Consider the following 13,311-nt stretch of genomic DNA (forward strand, 5'->3'; position numbering starts at 1 on the left):
GGAGAATGACTACTCGCCCGCGCCGCGGGCGGCGACGGCGTCGTCCAGCACCAGGAACCCGGACCGGATGTGCGGTGGCGCGACGGGCGGTTCCGCCGGGTCGGGCGTCTGGACGGCGTGCGTCCGCCAGTCCTCGCCGACCGGTTCGGTCCACGTCCACGTACCGGTGACCGTGGACGGGCACGGCACCGCCACGGCGCTGACCCGCTCCCCCTCGACCTGACGGTGCACGGTGGCGGCCAGCACCGGCCCGGTGCGGAAGGACACGGACATGTGCTCCAGCGCGGGCGCCACGAACTCGTCGGGGACACTCAGCCTCCCCACGGGCAGCACGTCGCTGACGGCGTGCACCGGAGCCCGGGGGTCGAGCAGCAGCATCACCTCGGCGGAGTCGTCGGTGTCCAGCCGCAGTCGGAGCCGGTCCCCGTTGCCGACGGGCCGCAGGTAGTCGGTGGCGGGCCCCTCCGGGTCCACCACCGTCTCCAGGTGCTCGTAGTCCCGGTTGAGCACGTAGCCGACCAGCCCGTCGTCGCTCTGCCGGGCCTCGCCGAGCCGCACGATCCACCGGTAGTCGGTGGTGGCGGGCGCGGGCGGGTCGACGGCCTCGCGCCACCCGACATCGGTACGGGGCGGCCCCTCCAGCTGCATGTCCAGCCGCGCCCGCACGAGGGCGAGGGGGCGGCCCAGGAAGAACCCGGCCCCGCCCGGCTCGGCGCCGCCCGGGTCGATCCCGGCCAGGGCCTCGTCGAGGGTGGCCCGCAGCGCGTCCAGGGTGTCGGGCCCCTTGCGCCGGACCGGCTCCAGCAGGTCGTACAGGTAGGGGTGGGCGTCCCTCAGGTCGTCCATGGTGTGCAGGTCCGAGCCGGGCAGCCGCCGCCAGGCCACCGCCTGGTTCCCGGAATCGGGGTCGAGCACCGTGCGCAGCTCCCCCAGCGCCGCACCCCGCGGGTCGTAGCAGGCCAGGGAGGCGTCCAGGCGGTTGTGCAGCACCCACCCGCACACCGGGTTGCGCGACGGGTCGTGGGCGACCGGGTCGTCACTGCCCGGGATGAGCGGCTCGAAGTACAGCCGGGCGGGTTGCAGCAGGCGCGGCCCCAGTTCCACGTACCGGTCGGCGCCGAACTCCCCCACCGGGTGGTCGGGCACCATCGTGGCGGGCACGGCGTCCAGGGCGAAGTGGGCGGGGTCGTCGTCGGGCACCAGGCGCACGGCGCGGCCGAACCGGTCGACGACGGTCAGGCTGGAGAAGAGGACCTGACCGGCGCGCAGGTCCACGAACTCCGATTCCGGCCAGGGGTCGAGCCTGCCCGGGAGCGGGCCGGGGTCGGGGGCGAGCCGCTGGCCGTCGCCGACCAGGTCGCCGATCCGGCCGGTCGGGGCGACGTGCCCGCCCGCCCGCCGCTGGCCGAGGCGGGTGGAGAAGCCGTCCAGGCGCTGGGAGAGCACGTCGAGCTCGCCGGCGCGCCGGCGCAGCCCCCGGACGAGCGCGGGGTCCAGATCGGTGCGGTTCCTGGCGTAGGCGGCGATGCGCCCGTCGAGGTCGGCGCCGGCGCTGGGCATCAGGTACTGCTTTCCGGTGATCTCCCGGTAGCCGTCCTGCCTCTCGCCGCCCTTCCAGCGGTAGCGCAGGCTGGCGGCGTCGAACTCCCACCGGTCCTGGCCGTCCTGCTGGAAGGGGGTGTGGAAGTAGCGGACGCTCCAGTGCAGGGCGAGCGGCTGCCACGCCTGCCTCCAGTCGTCGGTGCCGTACTCGGGCAGGGTCCCCTCGTGGTCGTCCAGGCTCATTCCGCGCGCGCGGGCGCGTTCGAGGACGAAGAACTCCGCGGCCAGCGGGTCCAGGGCTGCGGGCAGCCCGGTCAGTTCGATCTGGTCGACCTCCGGTCGCACTCCGGGCGCGTCCGTGGTGCCGCCGTCGGTGACCTTGGTGACCGCCTGGTCGGGCGTGCGGCAGGGCAGGAGGCCGTCACGGCTCATCGGGGCGTGCAGACCGGCCCCCTGGAGCAGGACGACCGGGTCGGCCGCGTGGTCGAACCCGGTGTCGGGCACCCGCACCAGGACCCGGGTGCCGGTGATGCCGTGCGCGTCCGCGTAGGCGCGGGTCCGGGATTCCAGGGTGTGGGGGTCCATCCCCCAGGGCACCCAGGGCCGGTCCTGGCCGGTCCCGGTCGCGCCGCGCAGTGCGGCGAGTTCGCCCGCCAGGCGGAGCACGGTCCCGGCGGCGCCGTCGGGGTCGCCCGGGTCCAGCTCGGCGGTGATGTGGTCGGTGAACTCGCGCGGTTTGTCCTCGTAGGTGGGCGTGCGCTGGAGGAACCACAGGTGGTACAGGCGGTCCCGGGCGGCGGCGAGCCGTCGTTCGAGGCGGTCGTGCTCGGACTGGAGCCGGTTGAGCGCGCCCACCACGGCGTGCTCGTCGCGCAGACGGCGCTCGCGGGCGTCGGCGGGCTCGGGCGGCAGCGCGGAGGGGTCGCCGCGGTCGGCGACCTGCCAGGTGTAACCGCCGGATCCGCGGCCGAAACCGGAGCGGTGGGCGGCCCGCTGGAGGATGATGTCCGCCTCGGGCCGGTCCATGTCGTCGAGGGTGTCGAGCAGGAACGCGCGGAACAGCTCGGCGTCCTGGGCGCTCATCGCCCCGTCCCCGTCGGCCTGCTCCTGGAGCGCCCCCTCGGCCTCGGCGGTGCTGTTGCCCACGGCCACGGCGACGTCGCGCCGGTCGGGGATGGCGTCGTCCCCGTCGAGGTGCCCCGTGGGCTTCCACGGCACGCCCAGGACCGTGCCGGTGTACAGGGAACGGCGCCGCTCGCCCGCGCCGGGGGGCGAGCGCCACCCCAGCCGGTCCAGGAGCGCGGCGTGGTCGGGCCCGGCGGAGAGGATGTCGCTGTCGGGGTCGGAGTACCAGCCCGCGACGAAGTAGCCGATCCGCTCCTCTCCCCCGACGTCCTCCAGCGGGTCGTGGACGGAGAAGACGTTCTCGTTGAACGGCTGGTAGACGGAGAAGGTGAGCAGGCCAGGGCCGACCGCGGTGAGGAAGGGCTCGCGGCCGTCGTCGGGCTCGCTCCAGGGTGTGCCCTTGACCAGGTCGGTCTTGCGCCCGATCTTGGTCGCCTCGGGGGCGTGGGCGTGCGGGTCGACGAAGGAGACGGTGCCGTCCCAGGCGTCGACGAAGTCGCTGTGCACCATCCAGGCGCGCACCTGGCGGGAGGCGAAGCGGTAGCGCGCCACCAGCCACCGGTTGGGTACCAGCGGGAAGTCGCCGATCTCGCCGTCGGGTCCCTGACGGCCCCGGGTGAGCGCCTCGGGCAGCTGCCACTGGAGGTAGACGCCGGGGACGTCGGGGTTCTGCCACCACTGGGTGTCGTTGGTGAACGGGGCGGGGTCGGCGGCGCGCTCCCCGTCCAGGACCGTGCGGTAGTTGGCCCGGCCCCGGTAGACGACGCTGGTGTCGCGGACGGTCTCGTTGACGGCCAGGGCCGCGACCTCGACCGGCACCACCAGGGTGTCGGCGGCCGGGATGGACTGCGGTTCGGTCATGGTGTGCGGGTCTTCCTAGCTCTGGGGGCGCGTGAAGCGCTGGAGTTCGGGGGCGTTGACCATCTCCAGGGCGAACTGGGCCGGGGTCAGTGCGCCGCCGTCGCCGCCCCCGGACGCGGCCAGCGCGGCGGCGACGGCGGGCGCCAGCGGGTCGGCTCCCTCGGTGACGGCGACCACGTCGGCGCCGAGCGCGGCGTCGGAGGGGTTGCGCAGGAAGCGGGCGAAGTCGTGCGTCCGCTCGGGGAACGGCCCGAGTTCGGTACCCACGTCCCCGTTGTCCGGGTCGAGGTTGCGCAGGGTCACCTGGCCGAGGCTGCTGATCCCGAAGTGCAGGCCCTGCGGCGGCTCGGCGACGGCGAAGGCGTCGATCACCTCGGGGTAGAGGAACACGCTGATGTCCTCGCCGACGTCGGACCGGCGCACCGCCGCGACCTCCTCGCCCGCCCGGTGGGCGGTGAAGACGGTGTCGGGCCAGTGGGGGACGAGCTCCGAGCGGACCAGCACGGCCGCCTCCGGGACGGCCGACCCGTCCGAGGCCAGGTCGTTCAGCGCCGCGTCGAGCACGTGGCCGACGCCGACGCTGAGCGCGCCGTCCACGGCGGCGCGGACCCAGCCGGGGTCGACGTAGGCGAAGCGGACGCTCTCCGGCGGCAGGGCGCCCTCGTCGTCCTCGGTGCCGAACGCGGCGACCAGGTGGTCGAAGGGCACCGGCTCCAGCAGTCGCAGCCGGTCCAGCCAGGCGGTGACCGGTTCCAGTTCGGTTTCGAGCACGCCGGTCAGGGCGGCGCGCGCCCCGGTGTCGGCGATCCGGGCGCGCAGGTCTGCGGTGTGCGGGCGCGGAGAGCGCGCGGTGCTCACGCGCCGGCGCCGGTTCCCCGCGCACAGGGCCGGACCGGCGCCGTCGAGCGCCGCGGCCACCGCCGCGCCGCCGTCGGCGGTGAGCAGCCGGTCGAAGGCGCTGCGGGCTGCGCCCGGGCGCAGCAGGGCGGTGGTCTGGGCGGCCGAGCGGCCCGACACGTCCGGGAGGGCGGCCAGGCGGCGGACGGCCGAGCGGGCCGCGGACCGGTAGGCGAGCAGGTGGCGGCGGAACTCGGCGTCGGCCAGCGCCAGGGTACGGCCGAGGGAGAACGCGGTCGCGTAGGTCGTGTCGAAGACCCCGTACTCCGCCAGGTAGATCAGCGCGGAGTTGGCCGAGTCGAACCGGGGCGGCAGGGTGTCCGGCAGCGCCTGGGCCGGGGCGGCGGTGAGCGGCCCCCGGTGGAAGGCGTAGCCGAGCTCCCCGGACTCCAGGCGGTGCGGGAGCGGCACGGCGCCGCCCGCGAGCCGTGCGCGGGCCTCCTTCTCGGCGTCGGTGGATCCGGAGCCGCCCGGGACGCGCAGCCGCAGCAGCAGGTCGGGCCGCTCCCCGTCCGGCAGACCCTCGGTCGCGAGGTTCCTGACCACGTCGCCGAAGCCGAGGGTGGTGCGGTCCTCGGCCTCGAAGGACCACGACCACAGTGAGACCGCGCGCACGTCCCCGGCGGGCACGGTGCCGTCCAGGTAGGCCTCCAGCCCCTCCAGGGAGACGAGGTGGACGGCGTGGCGGCCCTCGGGCGCGGGGAAGCGGTTGGCGACCACCACGGAGGTCAGCTCGTCCTCGCGGGGCGGGTCGTCCTCGTGGTCGGAGCGGGTGTGGGTGGCGTCGGGCGGGCCGCCCTCGCGGGTGTGCGCCAGCAGCGCCGCCTCCTCCCGGCGGGGCAGCACGGCGGCCAGCAGGTCCCCGGGGACGAGGACGGTGTCGCAGGCCAGGTTCCACTCGTCGTCGAAGACGGAGTGGTCGGTGATGTCGGGCCGGATCTCGGACGTGTCGTGGTGCAGCAGGTCCCGGACGGTGAGCTGTTCGGCCAGGCCCAGGGCGTCGGGGTCCTCGGGCAGTTCGCCCTCGCGGAAGACCAGCAGCGCGACCCAGGGGATCTCGCGCTGGTCGTCGAACAGGGTCCGCGCCCAGGCCAGGGCGGGCAGCTCGACGGTGACGTGCGGGAGCAGCCCCTTGTAGTCGCCGACGGTGCCGGGGACCGGGTAGCAGGCGCGGACGTCGTCGTCGCCGAGCACGAACCGCTGGGTGCGGACGTCGAAGGGCTGGGGGACCCGGGGCAGGTCGTCGCCGGTGTCGAGCTCGTCGATGCCCTGGGTGACGGTGATGTCGTACTTGCCTCCCGACAGGGAGGGGATGCGGTGGTCGAAGAACCGGGTGCGGGTCTGGACGGTGTCGTCGGTCATCGTGTCCTCTTCGTCCTCGTTGCTCAGCCTGCGGGGACGAGCATCGGCTCGCGGGTGAAGGCGACGGCGGCCTCGCGCGCGTAGCCGGGCAGCTCGGTGTCGCGCTCCCCGACGTCGGCGCCGAGGTCGGCCAGGGCGGCGGCGAGCGCGTCGCGCGCGTCCCGGGTGGCGGCGGCGACGGTGTCGCGGATCTCGGCGGCGATGCCGGCGCGGTGCACGGGGCCGGGCCCGACCGGCCCGGCCTGCGGGTCCAGCGGCTCCGGTCCGTCGGGCACGATCGTGGTGAAGGCCAGCGCCTTCTCGGAGACGTAGCCGGTGGTGGTGCCATGGGTGACCGGCGGCGAGGTCAGCTCGATGCCGAGCAGCCGGTCGTCGAGGAGCTGGTCGCCGGGGGCGGGCAGCGCGGAGCCGTCGCCGGGCCCGTACAGCGAGGCGGGCACCGCGCCGCGCAGGGCGGCGGGCTCCCAGGCGGCCAGGGGTTCGGGGTCCAGGTCGCGGGTCAGGGCCACGCGGTTCCGGCTGGTGAGCCCGCTCTCGTCCATGGGGCGGATGCGCAGGTCCGGACCCGAGTACACCGGCTCGGCGCCGTCGTCCAGGTACAGGTCGCGCAGCGGCACCGCCGAGTCGGTACGGAAGGTGAACCCGGCCGCCGAGACCTGCCAGGCCGGTCCCCGTCCGCGGGTCCGCTCGCCGTCGTCGTGCTCGTCCACCATGAGCCCGTCGCCCGCGATGACGCGCACGGTGCTCTCCGGCGGCGGGAGCACGTCGCGAAAGCCCCGCCAGTCCACGGTCGGGGAGCCCCTGTCGCGGCCGGCGCCGAAGTCGATGGTGAAGGAGACGAACCAGAGTTTGATCCTGGCCTCGCCGCCGGTCGGCGGACCCCACACGGTGATGTCGGCGCCGACCTCGACGGTGACGGTGATCCGGACGAACAGGAGTTTGACGCTGGCCTGCACGCCGACGTAGACGCCGATACCGACGTCGAAGTAGAAGGGCTTCCACGTGACGAGGGCGTCCAGCCAGGCGTCCAGCCACGCCCTGACCGGTCCGGCGTGGAAGCGGACGGCCAGCAGCCCGCCCGCCATGGCGGCGGAGGGGGTGATGGCGAAGTAGGTCCGGCCGGTGATGCTGACCGAGGAGCCCACGCCCCAGTCCAGTCCCAGGCGGGGCACGCGCGGGTAGTGCGCGGGCAGGTTTCGCTCGAACTCCTTGTGGTAGCCGCCGACGGTGAAGACGAAGTCGCCCGCGCTGGGGTGGTCGCCGAACCACACCATGAGCGCGCTGCCGCCGGTGATCTTGCAGTTCCTGTCCAGGACGTAGGAGTCGGACGTCAGCCGGGAGCTCATCGACAGCTCGCCGCTGTCCGGTTTGAGCACGGCGCTGACGGCCAGGTCGATCCCGGCGATCTTCCTGCTGCGTTCGGACGGGAAGGCCATACCGCCGCGGCCGAGCAGGGCCAGGGTGAGGTCGGCACCGGTCTGGACGACCATCACCGCCTCGCCCTTGAGCAGTTCGAAGCTGCTGAAGGCCAGCCCGGCGGCGAACCACAGCTCGTCCTCGGACGGGGTGATCCACGGCTGGCCGCCGCCGGTGAGGTTCTTGAGGACTTGGACGGCGTCGCCGCCCTCCGCACCGATCGCCCCCGGGTCCTTCAGCGCCCTGACCAGGGGGAAGTTCGGGACCTCGGCCATGTCGCCGGGGACGCGGATGCGGCTGTTCCACCCCATGCCGAGGGCGATCCCGCGGACCTGGAACGGCGGCGGGCCGATCGGTTTGCGGGACTGGACGGCCCCGTAGGCGAAGAAGGACGGCTCGGTGCCGCTCTCGGGGAGGACGTAGGCGGCGGCGCCGCTGCCGAACAGCGTCGTGGCGCTCACCGAGACCGCGCCGCCGAAGAGCGTGTCGTAGGGGGACTCGGCGGGTCGCGCGGTCAGCGCGCCGGAGATCTTCAGCGGCGTCCTGGCGTAGGAGATGGAGACGATGCCGTCGGAGATCTTCGGCGCGCCGAAGCCGAGCGGGGTGACCGTGCGCCGGACGGTCGGCCGCCGCAGTCCGCGGCCACGGCCGCGCGGGCCGTGGTCGACGACGAGGAAGCCGTCGCGTCCGGCGACCGCGTGGCGGCGGGCGCGGTTGGCGCGCAGGCGGGCGCGGGAGCGGCGTTGGGGCGCGCCCTCGGGCAGCGGACGGCCCAGGCCGTCGCGGCGGTCGGGGTCGGTGGCCCGCCGGGCGCGGGCGCGCAGCGGCAGGGACTCGGGGGCTCCGTCGCGGCCCGCGGGCAGGACGAGCCACGCACCCTCGCCGACCCGGTCGACCAGGGGTGGTCGGGGCGCGCCGTCCACCCCCGTCAGGCGGGCGGTGGCCTCGGCCAGGGCTGCGGGGCCGAGGTCGCGGTCGGCGCACAGCACCTGCCAGTCGCCGTCCCCCTCGGCGACCAGGAGACGGGCGGTGGTCGCCTGACCGCCGCGGTGCACGAGGGCGATCCGTCCGCGCGTGCCGTTGCCGGTGAGGACCACGCCGTCGGCCGTCGCGTGCACCGCGAGGTCGGTGAGCGCGGCGAGGGCGGTCTCCGGAAGGCCGGGAGCGTCGTCCAGGCCGAGGGCGCGGGCCAGGTCGTGGACGGCCACCGGGTCGGTGGTCGCGCTGTAGACGACGGTGTCGGCGGCGCCGTCGGCGGACGCCGACAGGTCGATCCGCCGGGTGGCGCCGTCGGCGTCGACGGTGTCCAGGCCGATCACGTGGCGTTCGAACCCGCCGTCGGCCGCGGTTCCGGCGACCAGGACCAGGCGCGGGCTGGTGAACCCGGCGCGGGTGAGCGCGTCCAGGGCGGTGGGCGCGCGCCGGAAGGACGGGGCACCGGAGATGTCGACCGTGACCTCGGCGCCGGTGACGGTCGGGCCGTCCGTGTGGAAGGCGACCCGGACCGCGAGCCGTCCTCCGGTGTCCGGGTCCGGCGCGGTTCCGGTGACGGTGAGCCGTTCGGGGTCGGCCCGCGCGTCGTCCAGGCGCAGTCCGGGTGCGGGGAACAGACTGGTGACGCGCTCGGGGAGCCCGTCGAACGCGAACACGGACCGCGGCAGTTCCACGTGTCCGGGTGAGTCGTCCAGGAGTGGTCGCAACTCGGCGACGTCGATCGGCATGACACCTCGTCGAGGTTGGGGAGAGACGGAAGAGGAACCCCCGTGCCGGGGGTGTGGGGTCCGCCAGGCACCGGGGGTCACACACCACCTCCCCCAGTCGACACCCTCCGTAATCATCCGTGTCGGAGGCGCTCGCCGAGTCCGGCGGACAGGCCCGGACCAACCGAGGGATATCCCTCCCGCGAAGCACGGGGAAGGCGCTCCCGGGGGTCGGTTTCTCCGCGCCGGAAACCCGGTGGAACGCAGACCCGGATCACGGTGGGAACGGAGCCGCGCGGGGCTCGGCACAGCCCGGGGACGCGCGCCCCGCCCCCGGCCGAACCGGCTCCCCGCGCGGCTCTGGCTCCGCCGGGAGCCGCTGTGGTTGGATGTGCCACGCCAGCCAACACAGGGGCTACTCGACGGGGGCAGCGCATGCGCCGACAGTTCATCAACTCGCCCGAGGACGTGGTGCCCGAGGCCCTGGCGGGCTTCGCGGCCGCGTGGCCGCACCACGTCAGTTGGAGCCCGGAGCCGAGCTACGTCGTGCGCGCCGCGCCCACCCGGGACAAGGTCGCGGTCGTCTCCGGAGGCGGTTCGGGCCACGAACCCCTCCACATCGGTTTCGTGGGCCAGGGCATGCTCGACGCGGCGGTCCCGGGGGCGGTCTTCGCCTCCCCCACCGCCATGCAGATCAGGGCCGCCTCACTGGCCGCCGACGGCGGCCGGGGCGTCCTGCACGTGGTGAAGAACTACACCGGCGACGTGCTCAACTTCCGCATCGCGGGCGAACTCCTGGCCGACGAGGGCGTACGCACCGAGTTCGTACTGGTCGACGACGACCTGGCCACCGACACCGACGACCCCGACGCCCCGGGACGGCGCGGCACGGCCGCCGTCGTGGCGGTGGAGAAGGTGTGCGGGGCGGCGGCCGAACGCGGCGCCGACCTGGACGAACTCGCCAAGCTCGGGCGCCGGGTGGCGGCGGGCAGCCGCACGCTGTCGGTGGCCCTGGCCGCCGGGGCCCACCCCGGCCAGTCCGAACCCTCCTTCGAGCTGCCCGGCGACGAGGTCGAGTTCGGCGTGGGTATCCACGGCGAGCGGGCCCGCGAGCGCCGCGCGTTCGGTCCCACGGGCGAGATCGTGCCCCAGATGACCGCGCCGGTGGTCGAGGCGCTGGGGCTGGAGCGCGGCGAACGGGTGATCGTGATCGTCAACGGCCTGGGCAGCACGCACGACCTGGAGCTGTACGGGGTGTTCGGCGAGGTGCGGCGGGTGCTGGAGGAGGCCGGGATCGAGACCGCGCGCTCGCTGGTCGGCTCCTACGTCACCTCGCTGGACATGGCGGGCTGCTCGGTGACGCTGGTGCGCGCCGACGACGAGATCCTCGACCTGTGGGACGCCCCCGTGGCCACGCCCGCGCTGACCTGGTGAAACGACCGCGACCGCAGAGGAGATCCGAGATGGCCCAACAGCTCAGCCCCACACTCGCCGACCGCTGGGTCCGCGGCTTCGCGGCCGCGGTGGAGGAGGCCAACGACCGGCTGACCGACATGGACCGGCGCAGCGGCGACGGCGACTTCGGCGTGAACATGACGACCGGTCTGCGCCGCGCCCTGGCCGCACTGCCCGACCGGCCGGACACCCCGGGCACGCCGTTCCAGGTGCTCAGTGACACCTTCCTGTCCCACAGCGGCGGCACGAGCGGCCCGCTGTTCGGCATGTGGTTCCGCGACTTCGCCAAGGTGGGGTCCCAGATGGACTTCCTGACCCTGGGCGCGGTGGCCGAGGCCAGCCAGAAGGGCTGGGACACCGTCACCCGGCTGGGGTCGGCCAAGGTCGGCGACCGCACGATGGTCGACGCGATCGCCCCCGCGACCGAGGCCCTCAAGCGCGCGGAGCAGGAGGCCCAACCCCTGGAGGCGGGGCTGCGCGCGGCGGCGGAGGCCGCCGAGCGGGGTGCGGAGGGCACCAGTCAGATCCTGGGCCGCAAGGGTCGGACGAGCTACGTGGGCGAGGCGGCCCTGGGCGTGCCCGACCCCGGCGCCGTCACGATCGGCCTGTTCTACCGGGCCGCGCTCGACGCCGTGGCGGGCACGAGCAGCTGACGAACGTCCGGGGCCGGGCCGCACGACGGGGGCCGCGCCGTCGTGCGGCCCGGCCCCCGTCGTGTCCGGGGGCGCGCCCCTCCCCGGGAGACACCGCTCGTGTGGGGGCCGAGGGGTGTCAGTAGCCCAGGCGGGCGCGCAGCGCGGTGAGTTCGTGGGAGGAGGCCACCGCGCGGTCGGCGCCGACGGTGGCGACGGACTGCACGAGCGCGTCGGCCACGACGATGCCGGTCAGCGCCTCGGCGGTCATGCCGGTGGGGGTGTGGGGGGCCGGGAGGACGACGTCGACGCGGTCGCTCAGCTCGTCGGCGAGTTCGTCGGTGACCAGGACGGCGGCGGCGCCGACCTGGCGGGCGCGTTCGAGCAGGACCTCGACCTCGGGCAGGACCCGCCCGGGGGCGAAGACGACGACCGCGTCGCCGCGGTCCAGACGCAGCAGGTCGTCGGCGAGGCGGAAGCCGTCGGTGTCCAGGTGCCTGGCACGGGCGCCGATCCGGTTGAGCCGCAGGGCGAGGTGTTCGGCGGCGATGCGTGAGGCGCCGACCCCGTAGGTGGCGGTCTCGCGGGCGTCGGCCAGCAGCCTCACCGCGCGGGTGAGGTCCTCGGCCGAGCCGGCGGTCCGCAGGTGTTCGACGCGTTCGCGCGCCTCGTCGGTGACGCGGTCCCAGATCCGGGCGAGGTCGCCGCCCATCCGGTCGATGCGGTCGCGCAGCCGGACCTCGGGGGCGACCACGGAGCTGAAGGGGGCGGCGATCTCCTGTTTGAGGGCGGGCAGCCCCTCGTAGCCGAGGCGGCGCAGGGTGCGGATGACGCTGGCGTTGCTGGTGCCGCTGGCGGATCCGAGCTCCTGGGCGCTGGCGTAGAGGATCTGCGCGCTGGTGTAGGAGGTCAGCAGGCGGCACACCGACTTCTCCGCCGGGGACAGGGTGTGCCAGTGTTCGCGGACGCTGGCGCGGAGTCTGTCCAGGCCAGGCGTGTGTGAAACATCCATTACATCCCTTGACTGTGGCGTATTACTCATTACACTCCTGAGAGAAACAATCAGTTCAACATCACGCGTCCTTGTAATGGATGTTACGCGACGCGTGCCGGGAGACACCACAGCATGGGCGCACCACACACACCGCCGGCCGACCTTCCCCTCGTCGAGATCTCCGGCGGGCCGCGCGACCGGGGCCTGGCCTACGGGGCGGCGGCGCGGGACCGGATCACCGCCGCGCTGGAGTTCTACGAGCGCGCCTTCGCCGAGCAGCGGGGCCTGAGCTGGGGCGGGGTGCTGGACCGGGCGCGCGGCTGGCTCCCGGTCTGCCGCGACTTCGACGCCGACCTGGCCACCGAGATGGAGGGGATCGCCGAGGGCGCGGGCGTGGACCTGCTCGACGTGCTCGCCCTGAACGTGCGCGGCGAGATCATCTACGACTCCTCCTTCACCCGCATGCCCGCCGACACCCCCTCGGAGGAGCGCGAGGCCGCCGACGGCTGCACGTCCTTCGCCCTCGCCGAGGGCGCCGCGGGCGACGGGCACGTGTACGCGGGCCAGAACTGGGACTGGCGGCACGGCACGAAGGACACCATCGTCATGCTGCGCGTCGTCCAGCCGCCCAAGCCCACCCTGATCATGCAGGTCGAGGCGGGTCAGGTGGGACGGCACGGCGCCAACTCCGCCGGGCTGGCGCTCAACGCCAACGGCCTGGGCGGCCGGTTCGGCTCGGCCACAGGCGTGCCGCAGACCCTCATCCGCCGCCGCGTGCTCGACGCGGCCGGTCTCACCGACGCCCTGAACGTCCTGCTGCGCACCCGCGCCCACATCGCGAGCAACGCGCTGCTCACCCACCGATCCGGGTACGCCGTCGACGTCGAGACCACCCCCGGCCCCTGCCAGTGGATGTACCCCGACGAGGAGGGCCTGCTCGTCCACGGCAACCACTACCAGGCCGGTGTCCCGCCCCAGCTCGCCGACGACTACCGGCCCATCGCCGCCGACTCCCTCATCCGGGTGCCCCGGGCCCGGCGCGGCCTGCGGGCCGCGCGCCTGGCCCGCACCGGCGACCAGGTCCGCGCGACCGTCCGCGAGGCCATGTCCGACCACCTCGGCCACCCCGAGTCCCTGTGCACCCACCCCGACCCCGCCAGATCCGAGGTGCGGCGGTGGTCCACGGTGCTGGCCAACCTCGTCGACCTGACCAGCGGCGAGTACCGCGTCGCCGCGGGCAACCCCTGCGAGCACGAGTTCCTCCCCGTTCCCTGGAACCTCTACGACGGCCCCGGCGGCACACCGTGACCCCCGGCGCCCATCCCCC

General features: G+C 74.6%; 7 protein-coding genes. 3 read left to right on the top strand and 4 right to left on the bottom strand.

The genetic code is table 11. The features are described from left to right. Positions 1–9: 9 nt before the first annotated feature. Genes ACTVAJ_RS15920 through ACTVAJ_RS15930 form a run of 3 tightly spaced genes read right to left on the bottom strand, consistent with a single transcriptional unit; the run spans position 10 to position 8,924 of the window. Positions 10–3,528, bottom strand: a complete 3,519-nt coding sequence (locus ACTVAJ_RS15920; RefSeq protein ID WP_470388939.1) for a hypothetical protein — start codon at positions 3,526–3,528, stop codon at positions 10–12. A gap of 15 nt (positions 3,529–3,543) precedes the next feature. Continuing rightward, positions 3,544–5,787: a hypothetical protein gene (locus ACTVAJ_RS15925; RefSeq protein WP_470388940.1), complete on the bottom strand. Its 2,244-nt coding sequence runs from the start codon at positions 5,785–5,787 to the stop codon at positions 3,544–3,546. Positions 5,788–5,810: 23 nt separating this feature from the next. Next, positions 5,811–8,924 (bottom strand): DUF6603 domain-containing protein, encoded by a 3,114-nt coding sequence (locus ACTVAJ_RS15930; RefSeq protein ID WP_470388941.1) that lies wholly within the window; start codon positions 8,922–8,924, stop codon positions 5,811–5,813. 414 nt (positions 8,925–9,338) lie between these two features. Here ACTVAJ_RS15930 and ACTVAJ_RS15935 point away from each other — a divergent pair, with 414 nt between their 5' ends. Both ACTVAJ_RS15935 and dhaL read left to right on the top strand, forming a co-directional pair. Then, complete coding sequence (locus ACTVAJ_RS15935) at positions 9,339–10,337, top strand: dihydroxyacetone kinase subunit DhaK (protein ID WP_470388942.1); 999 nt, start codon at positions 9,339–9,341, stop codon at positions 10,335–10,337. Positions 10,338–10,366: 29 nt separating this feature from the next. Next, entirely contained in the window at positions 10,367–11,011 is a 645-nt protein-coding gene (dhaL, locus tag ACTVAJ_RS15940; protein ID WP_470388943.1) for a dihydroxyacetone kinase subunit DhaL, read from the top strand. 118 nt (positions 11,012–11,129) lie between these two features. Here dhaL and ACTVAJ_RS15945 read toward each other — a convergent pair whose 3' ends face one another. Further along, on the bottom strand, positions 11,130–12,002 hold the full coding sequence (locus tag ACTVAJ_RS15945; RefSeq protein WP_470388944.1) for a MurR/RpiR family transcriptional regulator: 873 nt from the start codon (positions 12,000–12,002) through the stop codon (positions 11,130–11,132). Between the two features lie 114 nt (positions 12,003–12,116). Here ACTVAJ_RS15945 and ACTVAJ_RS15950 point away from each other — a divergent pair, with 114 nt between their 5' ends. Beyond that, a complete protein-coding gene (locus ACTVAJ_RS15950) occupies positions 12,117–13,292 on the top strand; it encodes a C45 family autoproteolytic acyltransferase/hydolase (RefSeq protein WP_470388945.1) in 1,176 nt (391 codons plus the stop codon). The last annotated feature ends 19 nt before the right edge of the window (positions 13,293–13,311 follow it).

The sequence above is a fragment of the Nocardiopsis sp. KDC1DS13DA1 genome (assembly GCF_055632325.1).

What these genes read in the sequence shown, in the direction of transcription:
- ACTVAJ_RS15920 (WP_470388939.1), bottom strand. Translation starts at nt 3,528, where the DNA reads ATGACCGAACCGCAGTCCATCCCGGCCGCCGACACCCTGGTGGTGCCG.
- ACTVAJ_RS15950 (WP_470388945.1), top strand. Translation starts at nt 12,117, where the DNA reads ATGGGCGCACCACACACACCGCCGGCCGACCTTCCCCTCGTCGAGATC.
- dhaL (WP_470388943.1), top strand. Translation starts at nt 10,367, where the DNA reads ATGGCCCAACAGCTCAGCCCCACACTCGCCGACCGCTGGGTCCGCGGC.
- ACTVAJ_RS15925 (WP_470388940.1), bottom strand. Translation starts at nt 5,787, where the DNA reads ATGACCGACGACACCGTCCAGACCCGCACCCGGTTCTTCGACCACCGC.
- ACTVAJ_RS15935 (WP_470388942.1), top strand. Translation starts at nt 9,339, where the DNA reads ATGCGCCGACAGTTCATCAACTCGCCCGAGGACGTGGTGCCCGAGGCC.
- ACTVAJ_RS15930 (WP_470388941.1), bottom strand. Translation starts at nt 8,924, where the DNA reads ATGCCGATCGACGTCGCCGAGTTGCGACCACTCCTGGACGACTCACCC.
- ACTVAJ_RS15945 (WP_470388944.1), bottom strand. Translation starts at nt 12,002, where the DNA reads ATGGATGTTTCACACACGCCTGGCCTGGACAGACTCCGCGCCAGCGTC.